Raw genomic sequence first — 18076 nt, forward strand, 5'->3', positions numbered from 1 at the left:
CCGGGCTGTGCCGTCCCCAACGGCAGCGGCATAGTGGGGTGCTGCACTCGGCGGCACGCACCTCGCGTGCCCCTTGCGCCTCAACTGCACCGCGTCTCACGCCCAGAATTCACCAGGGGGATTCACGACATGCGACCGAACCGACCGGTCACCGCGATCCTGTGCGCGGCGGCACTCGCCATGACCGCCGCGGCCTGCGGACCCGGCGACGGGGAGGCCGGCGGCGACGCCAAGCCGACCGTGGCGGCGAGCCTCCCGTCCGGAGCCGACGGGATCAAGATCCCGGACCAGCTCAAGGACAAGCTCAAGCAGCACGGCATCGACCTGGAGAAGTGGAAGGGGGGTGCGTGGAAGAACTGGAAGCAGGAGGACTGGCTCCGCGAGGCGGGCGACTACATCAACCCGATCATCGAGGACCTCTGGGACCCGGACCGGATGCGCGAGGCCGACAAGACCCCGCAGCCCCCGGCCGTCGACCAGGACGCCGGCAAGGATCAGGGCGTCACCGACCCGACCCCGGCGCCGGTGCAGGCCAAGGCCGCCAACACGCCGTACCACACGAGCGTTCCGGTCTCCGGCAAGGTCTTCTTCGACGGCCCCGAGGGCTCCATGGTCTGCTCGGCGACCGTGGTCAAGGACCCGGCCCACCCCGGCAAGTCCAACATGGTCTGGACGGCCGGCCACTGCGTGCACGCGGGCAAGTCCGGCGGCTGGTACCGCAACATCGCCTTCGTTCCGTCGTACAACAACGCGGGCAAGCCGGCGGCGCAGCTCAAGGGCGCCCCGCGCGAGCAGGTGGCCCCGTACGGCGTGTGGTGGAGCGACTGGGCGCAGACCTCGGACCAGTGGATCGCGAACGGCGGTCCGACCGGTGGCGCCGGTGCCCCGTACGACTTCGCGGTGCTGCACGTGACCCCGGAGAAGAGCACCGGGAAGTCCCTGGAGGAGACGGTCGGTTCGGCGCTCCCGGTGGAGTTCAACACCCCGGCGGTGCCGAAGGTCGCGAGCATCACGGCGACGGGATACCCGGCGGCGGCCCCGTTCGACGGCCAGCGGGCCTTCCAGTGCACGGACAAGCCGGGCCGGCTGTCGCTGGCCGCGAGCGCCCCGGTGATGTACCGCATCGGCTGCACGATGACGGGCGGCTCCTCCGGCGGCGGCTGGGTGGCCACGGGCAGTGACGGCAAGCCGGCGCTGGTGTCGAACACCTCGATCGGCCCCGCCAAGGCGGGCTGGCTGGCCGGACCGCGGCTGGGCCCGGAGGCCAAGGGGATCTTCGACGCCGTGAGCGCCAAGTTCAAGTAGTCCCCGCCCGCGTACCCGCGTGAAGAAACCGAGGGCCCCCTGCATCGCAGGGGGCCCTCGGTCCGTTCGTGCCGCGTACGCGTTACCGCTTCGCCGGCACGTACGGCGCCAGGTCCGCCGCCAGTTCCTGGTGGACCCGCACCTTGAGCAGGGTGCCCTCCGGGGTGTGCTCCTCGGAGATCACCTCGCCCTCGGCGTGCGCCCGGGCGACCAGCGAGCCGCGGGTGTACGGCACCAGGGCCTCCACCTCGACCTCGGGCCGCGGCAGTTCGGAGTCGATGAGCCCGAGGAGCTCCTCGATGCCCTGCCCCGTGCGCGCCGAGACGGCGATGGAGTGCCGCTCGATCCGCAGCAGCCGCTGCAGTACGAGCGGATCCGCGGCGTCGGCCTTGTTGATCACCACGATCTCGGGCACGTTGACCGCGCCGACGTCGCGGATGACCTCGCGCACCGCCGCCAGCTGCTCCTCCGGCGCCGGGTGCGAGCCGTCCACGATGTGCAGGATGAGGTCGGAGTCGCCGACCTCCTCCATCGTGGAGCGGAACGCCTCGACCAGGTGGTGGGGCAGGTGCCGGACGAAGCCGACCGTGTCGGCCAGGGTGTAGATCCGGCCGCTGGGGGTCTCGGCCCGGCGCACGGTCGGGTCGAGGGTGGCGAACAGTGCGTTCTCCACCAGCACGCCCGCGCCCGTGAGGCGGTTGAGCAGCGAGGACTTGCCGGCGTTGGTGTAGCCGGCGATGGCGACCGAGGGCACCTTGTTGCGGCGCCGTTCCTGCCGCTTGATGTCGCGGCCGGTCTTCATGTCCGCGATCTCCCGGCGCATCTTCGCCATCTTCTCGCGGATCCGGCGCCGGTCGGTCTCGATCTTGGTCTCACCGGGGCCTCGGGTGGCCATGCCGCCACCGCCGCCGCCACCCATCTGCCGGGACAGCGACGCACCCCAGCCGCGCAGGCGCGGCAGCATGTACTGCATCTGCGCGAGTGCGACCTGCGCCTTGCCCTCTCGGGACTTGGCGTGCTGGGCGAAGATGTCGAGGATCAGGGCGGTCCGGTCGACGACCTTGACCTTGACGACGTCCTCGAGGGCGATGAGCTGGCCGGGGCTGAGCTCACCGTCGCAGACGACGGTGTCGGCTCCGCTCTCGAGCACGATGTCGCGCAGCTCGCGGGCCTTGCCCGAGCCGATGAAGGTGGCCGGGTCCGGCTTGTCACGACGCTGGATCACACCGTCGAGGACGAGCGCGCCCGCCGTCTCGGCGAGGGCGGCGAGCTCCGCGAGGGAGTTCTCGGCGTCCTGCACCGTGCCGGAGGTCCATACGCCCACCAGCACGACGCGCTCGAGGCGCAGCTGCCGGTACTCGACCTCGGTGACGTCTTCGAGCTCGGTGGAGAGGCCGGCCACGCGGCGCAGCGCGGCGCGCTCGGAGCGCTCGAACTGCTCGCCGTCCCGGTCTCCGTCGACCTCGTGGCTCCAGGCGACGTCCTCTTCCATCAGGGCGTCGGCCCGAAGGCTCTCGGTGAAGCTCTGCGAGTCCGGCACGTCCCGTGCGTCCCGCGCGTCCTGGGAAGGGGAAGAAGAGGAGGTCATTGGATCCTTACGTCGATATCGAATGGGGCCGTGGCCACGTGCGACCGCAACTCTCACACTGTCACGTCCAACGTGTCACATCGCCGGGAGATTCCCCCTGGCGTGCGGCCCTGTCGATGGTGACATGCCCGTTCCCCGCCGGTCACACCCTTTTCGGGCCGCCCCACTCCGGGTGGCCGGGCATCGCCGGGGTCGTCTTCCCGTACAGCCACGGCTTCAGGAAGGGCTCCAGATCCCGTCCGGCCACGTCCGAGGCCAGGCGTACGAAGTCGTCGGTGCCGGCGATCCCGTCCTGGTGCTCCGCCACCCAGCGGCGCTCCAGCCGGTCGAAGGCCTTCGCGCCGATCTCCTGCCGCAGGGCGTACAGGATCAGCGCGGCCCCGTCGTAGACCACCGGCCGGAACAGCCCGATCTTCTCGCCGGGGGCGGCGGGCTTCGGTGCGGCCGGGGGCCCGCCGGCCGCCCGCCACTGGTCGGAGCGCTGGTACGCCTCGCGCATGCGCCGCTCCAGGGAGTACTTGCCGAGGCCGTCCGCGTACAGGGCCTCGTACCAGGTGGCGTGCCCCTCGTTGAGCCACAGGTCGGACCAGGTCCGCGGGGTGACGCTGTCGCCGAACCACTGGTGGGCGAGCTCGTGGACCATGACGGCCTCCACGTACCACTCGGGGTAGCCCGCTCCCGAGAACAGGCCGTTCTCGAAGAGCGAGAGGGTCTGCGTCTCCAGCTCGAATCCGGTCTTCGCGCGGGCGATCAGAACGCCGTAGTTCTCGAAGGGGTAGCGGCCGACGCGCTGCTCCATCCACTGGACGTGCCCGGCGGTCTTCGTCAGCCAGGGCTCCAGCCGCTGCCGGTCCGCGGCGGGGACCACGTGGCGCAGCGGCAGCCCGTGCGGACCGGTGCCCGCCACCACGGCCGAGTCGCCGATGGAGACCTGCGCGAGCTCGGTGGCCATCGGGTGCAGGGTCCGGTACGTCCAGGTGGTCGAGCCTGCGGCCCGGGGAGCCGGGAGGGCGCCCGCCACCCCGTTGGCGACGGCGGTGAGACCGGCGGGGGCGGTGATCCGGAAGGTGAAGTACGCCTTGTCCGCCGGGTGGTCGTTGCACGGGAAGACGCGGTGGGCGGCGTCGGCCTGGTTGGCCATGGCCAGGCCGTCGTCGGTGGGCACCCAGCCCCCGTCGGCGATGCCGCGCGGATCGCTGGTGTGCCGGATCGCGATGTGCAGCGGCACGTTGGCCGCGACGGGGCTCGCCGGGGTGAGCACGAGGTCCTCCCCGGCGCTCTCGAAGTGCGCCGGCTCGCCGTTGACCTCGGCGGACGCCACCGTTCCGTGGGTGAAGTCCAGGTTGATCCGCTCCAGCGGCTCCAGGGCGCGGGCGTCGATGACGGTGACCGCGTCGAGCGGGCTCTTGTTGTCCTTGTACGTGAAGGACAGGTCGTACGAGAGGACGTCGTACCCGGGGTTCCCGAGCTGGGGGAACAGCGTGTCGCCGATGCCCAGCGGCTTCGGCGGGGGCAGCACGGCGGCGACGAGGGTGAGGGAGGCCGCGGCGAGCAGGGCGGCGCGCAGGCGCGGGGAGGAGAGCTGCATCCCCCACCGCTTACCAGCGCCCGCCGCCCGCCCGGGTACGACGCGCGACGGTTCCACCCGAACGGGACCTTCCGGCGACGACGCGGCCTAGGCACGCCCCGGGCTCGGCCTCGGCCGGACGGGAGTTTGACGAGAGCCCTAAGCCCGGCGCACGTCGTAGACGCCCGGTACGTCGCGCATCGCCCGCATCAGGGCCGGCAGCCCGGTCGCGTCGGGCAGCTGCAGGGTGTAGGTGTGCCGGACGCGCTGCTCGACGGGGGGTTCCACGGTCGCGGAGACCACCTCGACCCCTTGGCGGGCGATGGCCTCGGTCAGGTCGGCCAGCAGATGCGGGCGGCCGAACGATTCGGCGAGCAGCGTGACCCGGCAGTCCGCCGTGGCCCGCCAGTGCACGGCGACGGAGGTCCGCCCCAGCGCGCGCATCTGGGCCACCGCCGCGCAGTGGATGCGGTGGACGGTGACGGCCCCGCCCCGTACGACGAACCCGGCCACGGCGTCCGGCGGCACGGGCGTGCAGCAGCCGGCCAGCCGTACGGTGGCGTCCGGCAGGTCGGCGACCGCGTTGCCGCCGCCGCCGCGGGCGCCGACCACGGACAGCGGCGCCCGGGCGGGCGCGGTGGTGGGTTTCACCGAGTCGGGATGCGCCTGGAGCCAGCTGCTGATGGCGATCCGGGCGGCCGGGGTCCTGGCGTGCTCCAGCCAGTCGGCGGCGGGGCCCGAGGAGGCGTCCTGGGCGAGCAGCAGCTGGACGGTGTCCCCGTCGGACAGCCGGGAGGCCAGGGAGGTGAGGCGCCCGTTGACCCGGGCACCGATACAGCCGTGGGCCGCCTCGCCGTACTGCGCGTAGGCGGCGTCGATACAGCTGGCCCCGGCGGGCAGGCTGATCGTGCCGGGGGCGCCGCCGTCGGCGCGGAACACGGTGATCTCCCGGTCCTGTGCCAGCTCGGCGCGCAGCACGCTCCAGAAGGTGTCGGGGTCGGGCGCGGACTGCTGCCAGTCGAGGAGGCGCGACAGCCAGCCGGGCCGCGTCGGGTCGACCCGCTCCTCGTCGCAGTCGGCGGCGTCGGCCGGAGAGCCGGACTCCGCCGCAGCGGCGGCCTCGGCGGCGGCGTGGGCGTACGGATTGCCGAGGGCGACCACGCCGGCCTCGGCGACGCGGTGCATCTGACGGGTGCGGACGATGACTTCGGCGACGAACCCCTCGGGCGTCGCGACGGCGGTGTGCAGCGACTGGTAGAGGTTGAACTTCGGGGCGGCGATGAAGTCCTTGAACTCCGAGACGACCGGGGTGAAACAGGTGTGCAGCTCGCCCAGCACGGCGTAGCAGTCGGCGTTCTCGCCGACGAGCACGAGGATGCGGCCGAAGTCGGAGCCGCGCAGCTCGCCGCGCTTGAGGGCGATCCGGTGGACGGAGACGAAGTGCCGGGGCCGGACCTGCACCTCGGCGGCGATGCCGGCGTCGCGTAGGACGGCCTTGACGGAGTCGGCGATGGCGGGCAGCGGGTCGCGTTCCCCGGCGTGGGCCGCGATGAGCGCGCGGGTGTGCTCGTACTCCTCGGGGTGCAGGATCGCGAAGACGAGGTCTTCCAGCTCGGTCTTGAGGGCCTGGACGCCGAGCCGTTCGGCGAGCGGGATGAGGACGTCGCGGGTGACCTTGGCGATGCGCGCCTGTTTCTCGGGGCGCATCACGCCGAGGGTGCGCATGTTGTGCAGCCGGTCGGCGAGTTTGATGGACATGACGCGGACGTCGTTGCCGGTGGCGACGAGCATCTTGCGGAAGGTCTCGGGCTCGGCGGCCGCCCCGTAGTCGATCTTCTCGACCTTGGTGACGCCGTCGACGATGAAGCAGACCTCGTCGCCGAATTCGGCGCGGACCTGATCGAGGGTCACCTCGGTGTCCTCGACGGTGTCGTGGAGCAGAGAGGCCGTCAAGGTGGTTGTTTCGGCGCCGAGTTCGGCGAGGATCAGGGTGACGGCGAGCGGGTGTGTGATGTACGGCTCACCGCTTTTCCGCATCTGGCCGCGGTGCGAGGACTCCGCGAGCACGTACGCGCGGTGCAGGATGGACAGGTCCGCGTCCGGGTGGTGGGCGCGGTGCGCCTCGGCGACGTGGCCGATGGCATCGGGGAGCCGGTCTCGGGATGTGGGCCCGAGAAGGGCAGCGCGCCCGAGTCGTCGCAGGTCAAGGCGGGTCCGGCCCCGTCTGCGGAGTTCAGGGCGCGCGTCGGGTCGTGCTTCGGGGTTCGTGGCCTCTGCACTCATGGGCACCTCCGGCGGCTTCGACCGGCGGTGGTGGGCATGGGGTGAGCCCTCAGGGCCGGTGCCTGATGCTACCGACCCCACCACGTGGCGCAGTCCGCCTCTCGCTCAGCGTGAAACGGATCACCCATTAGAGGGAAGCTTCAGCCGAAAGCCGTTTCGGTGAGCCAGGCCGCGTCGAACTCGCCCGCGGCGACGATGACGGCGGGTCCCGTCATGTCGATCTGCCCGTCGGGGTGTTCGGTGATGACGAGGGTGCCGCCGGGGAGGTCGACGGTGTACGTGACGGGCTCGCCGGTGACGGCCGGGTCGGCGCCGTCGCGGCGGATGGCGGCCACGGCGACGGCACAGGCGCCGGTGCCGCAGGAGCGGGTCTCGCCGGAGCCTCGCTCGTGGACGCGCATGGCGACGTGCCGGGGGCCGCGGTCGACGACGAACTCCACGTTGACACCCGTCGGGTAGACCTCGGCGGGGCTGAACGGGGGCGGGTCGAGCAGCTTGCCGGCGTGGTCCAGGCTTTCAACGAACGCGACGGCGTGCGGGTTCCCCATGTTGACGTTGCGGGCGGGCCAGGCGCGCTCGCCGACCGTCACCGTGACCTGCTCCTCCGGGAGGACGGCGCGGCCCATGGAGACCGTCACGTCGCCGCTCTTGTCGAGGTGCACCCGCTTGACACCGCCGCGGGTGGCGACGGCGAGGTCGCCGGGCTCCACGTGGCCGGCGTACTGGAGGTAGCGGGCGAAGACGCGGACGCCGTTGCCGCACATCTCGGCGACGGAGCCGTCGCTGTTGCGGTAGTCCATGAACCACTCGGCCTCGTCGGCCAGGTGCGCCGCCTCCGGGTGCGCGGCGGACCGGACGACGTGCAGCACGCCGTCCGCGCCGATACCGGCGCGCCGGTCGCAGAGCTTGGCGACGGCGGCCGCGGGCAGCTCGACGGCGTTGTCCGGGTCCGGGACGATCACGAAGTCGTTCTCGGTGCCGTGGCCCTTGAGGAAGGAGAGGCTCGTCTGCGTCACCCGCCCATCGTACCGAGCGGGGCTTCGGGGCAGGTCGGCGGCGTCCCGCGGGAGCCGCAGCCGGCGACCTAGCGCAGCCGCGCGACCCGGTACACGGCCAGCGCCACGAGTGCCAGCGCGACCATGGCGTACAGCCCGGCCATGCGCCAGTCGGGGCGGCGGCCGCTGCCCCGGGGCGGGAGCCCGGGCCAGGTGTAGCCCACGCGGCGCGCGGCCATCATGCCCCAGCCGCCGGCGCAGGAGCTGATGAGGAAGCCGAGCATGGCGACCACGGCTCCGCCGTCGCCGAACTCGAAGGCGAGCGGGAAGGCGAACATCAGGGACCCGGCCGCGGCCAGCATCACGATGGGGGCGATCTGCCAGATGCGCAGCCGGCGCTGCGGGCGCAGCTCGACCTCGAACTCGGGACCCGCGGCGGCCTCGGCCTCGGCGGTGTCCGGTGCGTCCGGGCCGTCGGGGGTCAGCCGTGCCGGGTCTGCGGGCAGCCCGAGGCCGTCGGGCTCGGGAGGCTCTCCCCCAGCTGCTGCTGGGAGGTGCCCGAAAAGCGTCGGGTCCGCTTCCCGTCTCGTCCCGTCCTGCCCGGTGTCGCGAGGGCCGGCCTCCATTGCCACGCGCCCTCCCCACTTGGACTTCGCACGCCGTCGTTCACCGCCGGTGACCGCACCTGCGGAATTTGATGATGGCACGGCTCAGGGCCCCGAACGGGCGCGCGGGGCGTCCCGATGCCATCACGTGATCAGGCTGTAACCGCTCGTTCGACCAACGACTGCGCGAGTCCGACGAGTTCCCCGCGGTCGGCGACGGCGCCGCTGAGCCAGTGCACGCGGGGGTCCCGGCGGAACCAGGAGTCCTGCCGCCGGGCGAACCGCTTGGTGGCGCGGACGGTCTCGGCCCGGGCCTCGTCCTCGGTGCACTCGCCGGCGAGGGCGGCCAGCACCTGCTGGTAGCCGAGCGCCCTGGAGGCGGTGACTCCGTCGCGCAGGCCCCGGGCCTCCAGCGCGCGCACCTCGTCGACCAGCCCGGCCTCCCACATCCGGTCCACGCGCAGGGCGATCCGCTCGTCGAGCTCCGGCCGGGCCACGTCGACGCCGATCTGCACGGTCTCGTACACCGACTCGTGGCCGGGCAGGTTGGCGGTGAAGGGCTTCCCGGTGATCTCGATGACCTCGAGGGCGCGGACGATGCGGCGCCCGTTGCTGGGCAGGATTGCCTGCGCGGCGGCCGGGTCGGCGGCGGCGAGGCGGGCGTGCAGGGCACCGGGGCCGCGCAGCGCGACCTCCGCCTCCAGCCGGGCCCGGACCTCGGGGTCGGTGCCGGGGAACTCCATGGCGTCGAGGGCGCCGCGCACGTACAGGCCCGATCCGCCGACGAGGACCGGCGTACGGCCCTGGGCGAGCAGCTTGTCGATCTCGGCGCGGGCCAGGCGCTGGTACTCGGCGACGCTCGCGGTCTCCGTGACGTCCCAGATGTCGAGGAGGTGGTGCGGGACGCCGCCGCGCTCCTCCGTCGTCAGTTTGGCGGTGCCGATGTCCATCCCCCGATACAGCTGCATGGAGTCGGCGTTGACGACTTCGCCGTCGAAACGGCGGGCCAGGGCTACGCCCAGATCGGACTTTCCGGCCGCGGTGGGACCGACGACGGCGATGACCCGCGGGGCGGGGGCTGCATTCCTCACCGCCCCAGTCTCGCAAACCCTGCAGCGTGTACCCGATCGAGTTACGTGACGGGCTGTCGGCGGGGTCGTTGCCCTGGCGGGGTTCCGCCGGGCGTACGCCCGGCGGAGGCCGGGCCGCACAAGGCGGAACTTCACCCGCACGAGTACCGTTACAGGAGTAGACATGGGCGTTTTTGATCGGTTTTTTCGTCGTAAGGGCGAAGACGTGACCGCAGAGGTCGCGTCGGAGGACGTGACGACGGAGTCCGAGGCTGCGGTCGGCGAGACCGAGGCCGAGCCGGCCGCGACGGAGGCTCCTGCGGCGGAAGCCGTGGAGATTCCGAAGCAGCAGTCGGCGGAGGCCGCCGCGGACAGCGAGACCGGCGAGAGCGCCCGTACGTAGACACCGCCACTGGAAGGTGACCCATGGGCCTGCTGGACACGCTGAAGGCCAAGCTCGCACCGGCGAAGGAGAAGGTCGGCGACCTCGCGCAGCAGCACGAGGGCAGGATCGGCCAGAACCTCGACAAGATGGCGCAGGCCGTGGACTCCAAGACCAAGGGCAAGTACCACGGCAAGATCGAGACCGGTACGAGCAAGGCGAAGGACGCCCTGGGCAAGATCGCGCACAAGGACGCCCCCGGCGGGACGACGCCGCCGGCGTCTTCCTGACGCGGTCAGCGGAAGGGGCGCGGGTTCGGCCGAACCCGCGCCCCTTCCTCGTTCCGCCCGGTCAGGACCAGGCGGCGACGAAGTAGCCCACCCCGTACGGCGCGTCCTCGTACAGCAGCCGCCCGTCGAGGCCCGCGCCCTCGGCGGCGCCGGCCAGTACCTGCCAAGGAGCCCGGCCGGCGGCCTTGAGCTCGTACGCGAGCTCGGCGTCGAGGGCGGCGAGCGCGGCCACGTCGGCGGCGGCGAGCGCGCGGGCAGCGGCGGCGTCGAAGGCGGCGGCGCGGTCGTCGAGGTAACCGGGAGCCTTCAGGGTGCGGCAGGCGCTGCCGTCACCCATGACGAGGAGCGCGACGCGCTCTTCGCGCGCGGCGAGCTCCCGGCCGGCCTCCAGGCACCGGGCGGTCTCGAGCGGGTCCCCCACGCCGAGCCCCTCGACGGGGGCCGCGCCCCAGCGGGCGTGCCGCAGCAGCCAGGCGCCGACGGCGAGGGACGGCGGCAGCAGGCGCGGCCCCTCCTCCCCGTCCCCGAGTCGTACGTCGGCCTCGACCCCGAATCCGCGGAAGCTGCCGCGGGCGCCCTGCGGGTAGGGACCGCGGTGGTCCTGGTCGGCGGCTCCGATGACCACCAGGAGGTCGGGGCGGGAGGCGGCGAGCACCGCGAGCGCGTCGGAGCAGGCGGTACGGGCATCGCCGAGTTCGGCGGCGGCCCCCGCGGCGACCTCGGGCACGAGGAGCGGCGGGGCGGGGCAGACGGCGGCGGCAACGAGCATGATCCGCAGCCTAGCCCTCGCGGCCCGCATTGTGGCCCCGCCGGGCCACCCCGCTGCCCCGGGCCCCGCAGGCCGGCCTCGCGGCCGGACCCGCGGGGAAGGATGCGGTCAGGAAGACGACGGCACGGCGCACCCCGACGTGGTCGCCGGGAGCGGGGCCGGGACGCCCAGGGTGGGGATGCCCAGCATGACGCCCTGGGGCTGCGCCGGCGCCGCACTGCGCTTCTCCCAGGCGTCGCCCGCCCGCGTACGGCGCACCGACTCCGTCGGGCCCTCCGCCAGGAGGTGGTGGGGAGCCGCGTACGTGATGTCGACGGTCACCACGTCGCCGGGACGGACCTCCGCCTCCGGCTTCGTGAAGTGCACCAGGCGGTTGTCGGGGGCACGCCCCGACAGGCGGTGCGTCGTGCCGTCCTTGCGGCCCTCGCCCTCCGCGACCATGACCTCCAGCGTGCGGCCGACCTGCTTCTTGTTCTCCTCCCAGGAGATCTCCTCCTGCAGGGCGACCAGTCGCATGTAGCGCTCCTGGACGACCTCCTTCGGGATCTGCCCCTCCATGTCGGCCGCGGGGGTCCCGGGGCGCTTGGAGTACTGGAAGGTGAACGCGTTCGCGAAGCGCGCCTCGCGCACCGTGTGCATCGTCTGCTGGAAGTCCTCCTCCGTCTCACCGGGGAAGCCCACGATGATGTCGGTGGAGATCGCGGCGTGCGGAATGGCGGCGCGGACCTTCTCGATGATGCCGAGGAAGCGCTCCTGCCGGTACGAGCGGCGCATGGCGCGCAGGATGGTGTCCGAGCCGGATTGCAGCGGCATGTGCAGCTGCGGCATCACGTTCGGGGTCTCGGCCATCGCCGCGATCACGTCGTCCGTGAAGTCCCGCGGGTGCGGCGAGGTGAACCGGACCCGCTCCAGGCCCTCGATCTGGCCGCAGGCGCGCAGCAGCTTGCTGAACGCCTCGCGGTCGCCCAGGTCGGACCCGTACGCGTTGACGTTCTGCCCGAGCAGGGTGATCTCGGAAACGCCCTCGGCGACCAGGGCCTCCACCTCGGCGAGGATGTCGCCGGGACGGCGGTCCTCCTCTTTGCCGCGCAGCGCCGGGACGATGCAGAAGGTGCAGGTGTTGTTGCAGCCGACGGAGATCGAAACCCAGGCGGCGTACGCGGACTCGCGGCGGGTCGGCAGCGTGGAGGGGAACGCCTCCAGCGACTCGGCGATCTCGACCTGCGCCTCCTCCTGGATGCGGGCGCGCTCCAGCAGGACGGGCAGCTTGCCGATGTTGTGCGTGCCGAAGACCACGTCGACCCAGGGGGCCCGCTTGACGATCGTGTCGCGGTCCTTCTGCGCGAGGCAGCCGCCGACGGCGATCTGCATGCCGGGGCGCTTGGTCTTCATCGGGGCGAGCCGGCCGAGGTTGCCGTACAGCTTGTTGTCGGCGTTCTCGCGGACGGCGCAGGTGTTGAACACCACGACGTCGGCGTCGCCGTCGGAGCCCTCGGGCGCGCGCGTGTAGCCCGCGCCCTCCAGCAGACCGGACAGCCGCTCGGAGTCGTGCACGTTCATCTGGCACCCGTAGGTGCGCACCTCGTATGTTCCCTTGACGTCCACTGCCGTGCTCCGGTCGCTGCTGCTGGTCATGCAACAAGGGTAGGCGGTACCCGGAACCCCTCCGGCCCCCCGTGCAGCCGGCCCGCGGGCAGGCGGCGCCCGAAGAGGACGAGCAGCAGGTCCTGGGCTGCGCCGTGGACGGCCCGGCGGGCCCGGCGGCGCGCGAGCTGCTGGAACAGCTGCGGACCAGGTTCGCCCCGGCGGCCGCACCGGCCGCCGGCTCCGTGGGCCCGGGATCGGGCGGGCCGTGACAGGGCGGCGGGTCGGTGGCAGGATCGCGGCCATGGCTCACGTACCGCCCCGCATCCGCAGGCGCACCGCCCTGGGGGGGCTGGTGGCCGTACTCGGGGTGCTCGCGCTGCTCGCGTGGTGGCTGAAGCCCTTCGGCGAGCCGGAGCTGAAGGGCGGGCTGAGCATCAGCACGGGTGTCCGTACCGGCGTCTACCACCGCTACGGCCAGCTGCTGGAGCAGGCGCTCGCCCAGGACATGCCCGAGATGAAGGTGCGGCTGGAGCCCAGCCAGGGCTCGCAGGAGAACCTCCAGCGGCTGGCCTCCGGGGAGGCCGATTTCACCATCGCCACGGCCGACGCCGTCTCCAAGTACCGGGCCGATGGCAAGCCCGGCGCGGACCGGCTGCGCGGTGTCGCCCGGCTCTACGACGACTACGTGCAGCTCGTGGTGCCGGCCGGCTCGCCGGTGCAGTCGGCGCGGGACCTGAAGGGCAAGCGGGTCGCGATCGGCCAGCCGGGATCCGGGGTGCGGCTGGTCTCGGAGCGGCTGCTGACGGCGGCCAAGCTGGACCCGGCGCGGGACATCACCCCGGTGTCCATCGGCATCGACACGATGCCGGCGGAGCTGGAGGCCGGCCGGATCGACGCGTTCTTCTGGTCCGGAGGCCTGCCGACCAACGCCGTGCGCGAGCTGTCGGACCGGTTCGAGATCCGGCTCGTACAGCTCGGCGACCTGGTGGAGTCCCTCCAGGCGAGCGGGAGCCCCGCGCGGTACTACCGGGCGGCGGTGATGCCCCAGGACGCGTACACCCGGGCCCGGAACACCTCGGCGGTGGCGACCCTGGCCGTACCGAACCTGCTGGTCACCACCGAGGAGACGGACCCGGAGCTGACCGAGCAGTTCACGCGGACGGTGATCCTCAGCCGCGACCGGATCGGGCACGAGGTGCACGCGGCGCAGCTGGTGGACCTGCGCACGGCGATCTACACGGACCCGCTGGACCTGCACGAAGGGGCCCAGCGGTACTACCGCTCGGTCAAGCCGTAAGGGGGCGATCCGGAAGGACGCCCACGCGCGCTCACGCGGCCGGCAGCAGCATCAGCGCCGCCGCGGCCGCGCCGATCAGTCCGGCGTGGGTGCCCAGGGCCGCCGGGACCACCTGCAGGCCCCTCACGAACGAGAGCGTGGCGTAGTCCGCCAGGTGGGCCCGGATCGGCGCGAAGAGGGTGTCGCCCGAGGTGGCCACGCCCCCGCCGATGACCGCGATGTCCGTTTCGACGAGGGTCGCGGTGGCCGCGATGGCGGCGGCCAGGGCGCGGCCCGCGCGGTCGAAGGCGGCCACGGCGACGGGGTCCCCGGCCTCGGCGGCCACGGCCACCCCCGCTGCGGTGGCGTCCCCGCCCGGGCTCGCCGGGGTCCAGCCCTGGGCCTTGGCCCACCGGGCGATGGCGGTGCCCGAGGCGATGGACTCCACGCAGCCGTGGCCCCCGCAGACGCACGGCTCACCGTCGAAGGCCACGCTGATGTGGCCGATATGGCCGGCGTTGCCCGTGGGGCCGGGGTGGAGCTGGTTGTTCAGGATCAGCCCACCGCCCACCCCGGTGGAGACCACCATGCACAGGGCGTTCGCGTGCCCCCGGGCCGCGCCCAGCCAGTGCTCGGCGGCGGTCATCGCGGGCCCGTCGCCGGCGAGGACGGTGGGGAGGGCCGCGCCGTGCCGGGCCAGTTCGGCTTCGACCCGGGCCAGGACCGGGAACTCCCGCCACGCCCCGATGTTGACCGGGCTCACGGTGCCGCGAGAGGCGTCCACGGGGCCCGCGCTGCCGATCCCGCAGCGGACCGCCGAGGGCCAGAGCGGGGATGTGGCGAGCGCGGCGACGACCTCGGCGACGGCGGCGAAGACCGCGTCGCCGTCCGCGCCCCGCGGAGTCGGGCGGCGGGTGGTGGCCGTCATCGTGCCGTCGGGGTGCACCAGGGCGCCGGCGATCTTCGTACCGCCGATGTCGATCGCGACCGTCAGGCCGGCGGCCGAGGCGGTGGCCCGCGGTGCGGGGAAGGCGGGGTGGGGACTCGTCACGGCAGCGGCTCCAGGAAGGGGTCGGATTCAGTATGCGGCCGGCGGCGGGGCCGTACTCTCCCGGGGCTCCAGCCGGGGCTGCTCGCTCTCGCGGGCCCGCGGCGGGCTCCCGGCGAGCACGGCGAGGAGCTCCTCCGCGGCGAGCCGGCCGAAGCCTGCGGTGTCGCGTACGAGGGCCGTGAGCCGGGGGTGGGTGACCCGGCACAGCGCGGAGTCGTCCCAGGCGACCATGGAGATCCGGCCGGGGACCGCGATGCCCAGCTCGGCGGCGACGGCGATGCCGGCCACCGCCATCACGTCGTTGTCGTAGACGAGCGCGGTCGGCGGTCCGGGCTCGGCGAGCACCCGGCGGGTGGCGGCCGCCCCCTCGGCGTCGGAGTAGTCGGTGACCACCGAGCGCACGTGCTCCGGGCCGAGCCCGCGCGCCTCGGCCTGCGCGCGCAGCGAGGCCATCCGGCGGGCGGTGTGGGCGAGGCCGGGGAGCCCGGCGATGTGGGTGATCCGGCGGTGGCCCAGCCCGTACAGGTGGTCCAGGACCTGGGCCATGGCCCGGGCGTCGTCGGCCCAGACGCAGGACAGGGGCCCGGCCCCGCTCCCGTCGCCCCGGCCGGGGGACACGGGTCCGGCCCCGCTCCCGTCGCCCCGGCCGGGGGACACGGGCCCGGCCCCGTTCCCGTCGGCCCCCGCCGGGGGCACCGGCCCGGTGCCGCCCGCTGCGCCGATCAGGACCGCCGGGAGCCCGAGCTGCGCGAGGAGTTCCGGGCGCGGGTCGTCCGTACGCGGGTCGACGACGAGGACCCCGTCCACGCGCCGCTCGGCCCACCAGCGGCGGTAGACCGCGCATTCGGCTTCGATGCCGTCCACGACCTGGAAGAGCAGGGCGACCCGGCCGGCGGACAGCACCTCCTGGATGCCGGAGACCAGTTGGAGGAAGAAGGACTCGACGCCGAGGGTCTGCGCGGGCCGGGCGAGCACCAGTCCGACCGCGCCGGAGCGTTCGCCGGACAGGGCGCGGGCGGCGCTGTTGGGCTGCCAGCCGAGTTCCTCGGCGACCCGGCGGATGCGGGCGCGGGTGTCCTGAGACACGCCGGGCCGGTCGTTGAGCGCGAAGGACACGGCGCTCTCGGACACCCCGGCCCGGCGGGCGATGTCCTTGATGGTGGGTCTGCGGGCCATGGCCTGCCTGCCTCTTCCTCATCCCTGGGGTACGTCGGGCACGCCGGATACGCGCACGGCGATGGCGGGACCGTACGCGATCCTGCCCTGGCAGGCGGCCTTGACCAGCATCCAGTACGTACCCGGCACGGCCCCCGGCGGCGGCCGCAGCTCGAACTCCACCTCCGCCGGGCGGTCCGCGGGTACGTGCACGGGCCGTCCGGCGGGACCGGTGAACTGCCAGGTCCCGTACGGGGAGACGGCGTACGCCCGGCCCGTCAGCGGGCTCCGGATCCCGGCGGCGCCGATCCTGGCCCGTACCAGGGCCCGCCCGCCGGGGGCCACGTCCACTTCCGGATCGGGCGCCTCCACCCACAGCGCGGGAGGGACGTCCGGGCCGCCGGGCCGGTCCCGGCATCGGCGGTGTCCCGGGCGTCGGTGGTGTCCGAGGGGTCGGCGGTGTCGGCGGTGTCGGCGGTGTCGGCGGTGTCGGCGCGCAGGATGCGCGGGTGCGGGGTGGTGACGCCGGGGCCGTGCACGGTGGCGTACGGCGGGCCGGCCGGGCGCTCCCTGCGGATCCGCACGCGGACCACCTGGGCAGGGCATTGCGCAGAACCGGTGAAGAGGGCCGGCGTTGCGACCTCGGTGACCGAAATACCGCTGTCCATTTCCGCACGCTTTCCTGGGTAAGAACTGAACCCGCCAGAACTAAACCGCATTAGCTCGATCAGCTTGGGATGGTCGGAGCCCTTCTGTCAACGGGACTGAAGCGCATAAGTTCCCGCTCCCGAGGCCCTGTTGACTTCATCGGTGACACCCGGCAGGTTGTGCTCACCCGGCGCATTTCCGAGAACTCCAGGACGCCTTATGCACGACGAATCCGCCCCTCGTCCGATCCGTTTCGGCGCCAACTACACCCCGTCCCGCGGCTGGTTCCACCACTGGCTCGACTTCGACCTCGACGAGGTCAGGGCTGACCTCGACTCGGTCGCCGCCCTCGGCCTGGACCACGTACGGGTCTTCCCGCTGTGGCCGGTGTTCCAGCCGAACCGGACGCTCATCCGGCCGCGCGCCGTCGAACAGCTCGTCGCGCTCGCCGATGCGGCCGCCGAGCGAGGGCTCGACGTCGACGTGGACGGTCTGCAAGGGCACTTGTCGAGCTTCGACTTCCTGCCCGCGTGGACCGGGACCTGGCACCGGCGGAACATCTTCACCGACCCGGACGTCGTCGCCGGGCAGGAGGAGTACCTGCGCACGCTGGCCGCAGCCCTCGCCGACCGGCCCAATTTCCTCGGCATGACCGTCGGCAACGAGATCAACCAGTTCTCCGACGCCCCGCATCCGGACCCGGACCGGATCACCCGCGAGGAGGCGGGGCGCTGGCTGGAGCGGATGCTCGCGGCCTGCGAGAAGGGCGCTCCGGGCCGGTTCCACCTGCACGCCGAGTACGACGCCGCCTGGTACCGGGACGGACACCCGTTCACGGTCGCGCAGGCGGCCCGGCTGGGCGCGGCCACGGCCGTGCACTCGTGGGTGTTCAACGGCACCGCGCAGCGCCACGGCCGGACCGGGGCGGCGACCGAGCACCACGCCGCGTACCTGGTCGAACTGTCGAAGGCCTGGGCGCTCGATCCGCACCGGCCGGTCTGGCTCCAGGAGGTCGGGGCGCCCGCGCCGCTGATCCCGGCGGAGCACGCGGCCGCCTTCACAGAGGCGACCGTGGCGAACGTGCTGGACTGCCCGGACCTGTGGGGCGTGACCTGGTGGTGCTCGCACGACGTGTCCCGGGAGCTCGCGGACTTCCCGGAACTGGAGTACGGGCTCGGCCTGTTCACCAACGACCGCAAGGCCAAGCCGGCCGGCGCCGCCGTCGCCCGGATCGCCGCGGAGTGGCGGGGCCGGGAGCACCGCCCGGCCGTCCGGTCCACGGCCCTGGCGGTGGACGTCGGCGGGCCGGAGGCCGCGCCGAGGCGCTCGGTGTGCGCCCCGGGCGGGGCCTTCTTCGAGGCCTGGGCCGCGCTGACGGCCCAGGGGGTCCGCCCTGCGGTGGTCCTGGCGGAGCTCGCGGAGGATCCCGCCCATCTGTCCGCGCGCGGCATCACCGAGGTGCTGCGCGTGCACGACGTCACCTGACGATCACCCGTCACCCGTCA

General features: G+C 73.3%; 18 protein-coding genes. 6 read left to right on the forward strand and 12 right to left on the reverse strand.

Translation table 11 applies throughout. The features are described 5' to 3' along the window. Positions 1–129 precede the first annotated feature (129 nt). Positions 130–1305: a serine protease gene (locus AB5J51_RS12390; protein ID WP_369777729.1), complete on the forward strand. Its 1176-nt coding sequence runs from the start codon at positions 130–132 to the stop codon at positions 1303–1305. Positions 1306–1387: 82 nt separating this feature from the next. Here the strand turns inward: AB5J51_RS12390 and hflX are convergent, their stop codons facing one another. From hflX to miaA, 6 genes are all read right to left on the reverse strand, one after another. Next, positions 1388–2893: a GTPase HflX gene (gene hflX, locus AB5J51_RS12395; RefSeq protein ID WP_030301584.1), complete on the reverse strand. Its 1506-nt coding sequence runs from the start codon at positions 2891–2893 to the stop codon at positions 1388–1390. Positions 2894–3035: 142 nt separating this feature from the next. Further along, a complete protein-coding gene (locus AB5J51_RS12400) occupies positions 3036–4481 on the reverse strand; it encodes a M1 family metallopeptidase (RefSeq protein WP_133896706.1) in 1446 nt (481 codons plus the stop codon). 138 nt (positions 4482–4619) lie between these two features. Then, complete coding sequence (locus AB5J51_RS12405; RefSeq protein WP_369777730.1) at positions 4620–6743, reverse strand: bifunctional (p)ppGpp synthetase/guanosine-3',5'-bis(diphosphate) 3'-pyrophosphohydrolase; 2124 nt, start codon at positions 6741–6743, stop codon at positions 4620–4622. 140 nt (positions 6744–6883) lie between these two features. Next, positions 6884–7759: a diaminopimelate epimerase gene (dapF, locus tag AB5J51_RS12410; RefSeq protein WP_136226908.1), complete on the reverse strand. Its 876-nt coding sequence runs from the start codon at positions 7757–7759 to the stop codon at positions 6884–6886. A 68-nt stretch (positions 7760–7827) separates the two neighbouring features. After that, the gene (locus tag AB5J51_RS12415) at positions 7828–8364 is read right to left on the reverse strand and encodes a hypothetical protein (protein ID WP_369777731.1); all 537 of its coding nucleotides are present in this window, start codon (positions 8362–8364) and stop codon (positions 7828–7830) included. Positions 8365–8495: 131 nt separating this feature from the next. Further along, positions 8496–9434, reverse strand: a complete 939-nt coding sequence (miaA, locus tag AB5J51_RS12420; RefSeq protein ID WP_053789645.1) for a tRNA (adenosine(37)-N6)-dimethylallyltransferase MiaA — start codon at positions 9432–9434, stop codon at positions 8496–8498. Positions 9435–9639: 205 nt separating this feature from the next. Between miaA and AB5J51_RS12425 the strand changes: the two genes are divergently transcribed. Both AB5J51_RS12425 and AB5J51_RS12430 read left to right on the forward strand, forming a co-directional pair. Next, complete coding sequence (locus AB5J51_RS12425) at positions 9640–9816, forward strand: gliding motility protein (RefSeq protein WP_234382714.1); 177 nt, start codon at positions 9640–9642, stop codon at positions 9814–9816. A 23-nt stretch (positions 9817–9839) separates the two neighbouring features. Further along, a complete protein-coding gene (locus tag AB5J51_RS12430; RefSeq protein WP_053789647.1) occupies positions 9840–10085 on the forward strand; it encodes an antitoxin in 246 nt (81 codons plus the stop codon). A gap of 61 nt (positions 10086–10146) precedes the next feature. Here the strand turns inward: AB5J51_RS12430 and AB5J51_RS12435 are convergent, their stop codons facing one another. Together AB5J51_RS12435 and miaB are read right to left on the reverse strand one after the other, a co-directional pair. Beyond that, positions 10147–10854 carry a class III extradiol dioxygenase subunit B-like domain-containing protein gene (locus AB5J51_RS12435; protein WP_133896710.1) on the reverse strand — a complete coding sequence of 236 codons (708 nt, stop codon included), beginning with the start codon at positions 10852–10854 and terminating at the stop codon, positions 10147–10149. 108 nt (positions 10855–10962) lie between these two features. After that, positions 10963–12489: a tRNA (N6-isopentenyl adenosine(37)-C2)-methylthiotransferase MiaB gene (gene miaB / locus AB5J51_RS12440; RefSeq protein WP_369777732.1), complete on the reverse strand. Its 1527-nt coding sequence runs from the start codon at positions 12487–12489 to the stop codon at positions 10963–10965. 41 nt (positions 12490–12530) lie between these two features. Here miaB and AB5J51_RS12445 point away from each other — a divergent pair, with 41 nt between their 5' ends. Next, positions 12531–12710 (forward strand): hypothetical protein, encoded by a 180-nt coding sequence (locus AB5J51_RS12445; RefSeq protein WP_369777733.1) that lies wholly within the window; start codon positions 12531–12533, stop codon positions 12708–12710. Between the two features lie 32 nt (positions 12711–12742). After that, on the forward strand, positions 12743–13738 hold the full coding sequence (locus AB5J51_RS12450; protein WP_136226905.1) for a TAXI family TRAP transporter solute-binding subunit: 996 nt from the start codon (positions 12743–12745) through the stop codon (positions 13736–13738). 31 nt (positions 13739–13769) lie between these two features. Here AB5J51_RS12450 and AB5J51_RS12455 read toward each other — a convergent pair whose 3' ends face one another. The 4 genes from AB5J51_RS12455 to AB5J51_RS12470 are packed head-to-tail and all read right to left on the reverse strand — an operon-like array spanning position 13770 to position 16507. Further along, entirely contained in the window at positions 13770–14768 is a 999-nt protein-coding gene (locus AB5J51_RS12455; RefSeq protein ID WP_369777734.1) for an ROK family protein, read from the reverse strand. 27 nt (positions 14769–14795) lie between these two features. Further along, the gene (locus AB5J51_RS12460) at positions 14796–15944 is read right to left on the reverse strand and encodes a LacI family DNA-binding transcriptional regulator (protein WP_369777735.1); all 1149 of its coding nucleotides are present in this window, start codon (positions 15942–15944) and stop codon (positions 14796–14798) included. Positions 15945–15962: 18 nt separating this feature from the next. Beyond that, positions 15963–16268: a hypothetical protein gene (locus AB5J51_RS12465; RefSeq protein WP_369777736.1), complete on the reverse strand. Its 306-nt coding sequence runs from the start codon at positions 16266–16268 to the stop codon at positions 15963–15965. Next, positions 16202–16507, reverse strand: coding sequence for a hypothetical protein (locus tag AB5J51_RS12470; protein ID WP_369777737.1), 306 nt, complete (start codon positions 16505–16507; stop codon positions 16202–16204). The genes AB5J51_RS12465 and AB5J51_RS12470 overlap by 67 nt, the downstream gene beginning before the upstream one ends. A 283-nt stretch (positions 16508–16790) precedes the next feature. Here AB5J51_RS12470 and AB5J51_RS12475 point away from each other — a divergent pair, with 283 nt between their 5' ends. Next, entirely contained in the window at positions 16791–18056 is a 1266-nt protein-coding gene (locus tag AB5J51_RS12475) for a glycosyl hydrolase (protein WP_369777738.1), read from the forward strand. Positions 18057–18076: the final 20 nt, after the last annotated feature.

Origin of the sequence: Streptomyces sp. R33 (assembly GCF_041200175.1) — a bacterium.
GTDB lineage: Bacteria > Actinomycetota > Actinomycetes > Streptomycetales > Streptomycetaceae > Streptomyces > Streptomyces katrae_B.

Bases quoted from the DNA above. Each gene is read 5' to 3' on its own strand.
- AB5J51_RS12390 (WP_369777729.1), top strand. From the start codon at position 130: ATGCGACCGAACCGACCGGTCACCGCGATCCTGTGCGCGGCGGCACTC.
- hflX (WP_030301584.1), bottom strand. From the start codon at position 2,893: ATGACCTCCTCTTCTTCCCCTTCCCAGGACGCGCGGGACGCACGGGAC.
- AB5J51_RS12400 (WP_133896706.1), bottom strand. From the start codon at position 4,481: ATGCAGCTCTCCTCCCCGCGCCTGCGCGCCGCCCTGCTCGCCGCGGCC.
- AB5J51_RS12405 (WP_369777730.1), bottom strand. From the start codon at position 6,743: ATGAGTGCAGAGGCCACGAACCCCGAAGCACGACCCGACGCGCGCCCT.
- AB5J51_RS12415 (WP_369777731.1), bottom strand. From the start codon at position 8,364: ATGGAGGCCGGCCCTCGCGACACCGGGCAGGACGGGACGAGACGGGAA.
- AB5J51_RS12430 (WP_053789647.1), top strand. From the start codon at position 9,840: ATGGGCCTGCTGGACACGCTGAAGGCCAAGCTCGCACCGGCGAAGGAG.
- AB5J51_RS12435 (WP_133896710.1), bottom strand. From the start codon at position 10,854: ATGCTCGTTGCCGCCGCCGTCTGCCCCGCCCCGCCGCTCCTCGTGCCC.
- miaB (WP_369777732.1), bottom strand. From the start codon at position 12,489: ATGACCAGCAGCAGCGACCGGAGCACGGCAGTGGACGTCAAGGGAACA.
- AB5J51_RS12450 (WP_136226905.1), top strand. From the start codon at position 12,743: ATGGCTCACGTACCGCCCCGCATCCGCAGGCGCACCGCCCTGGGGGGG.
- AB5J51_RS12460 (WP_369777735.1), bottom strand. From the start codon at position 15,944: ATGGCCCGCAGACCCACCATCAAGGACATCGCCCGCCGGGCCGGGGTG.
- AB5J51_RS12475 (WP_369777738.1), top strand. From the start codon at position 16,791: ATGCACGACGAATCCGCCCCTCGTCCGATCCGTTTCGGCGCCAACTAC.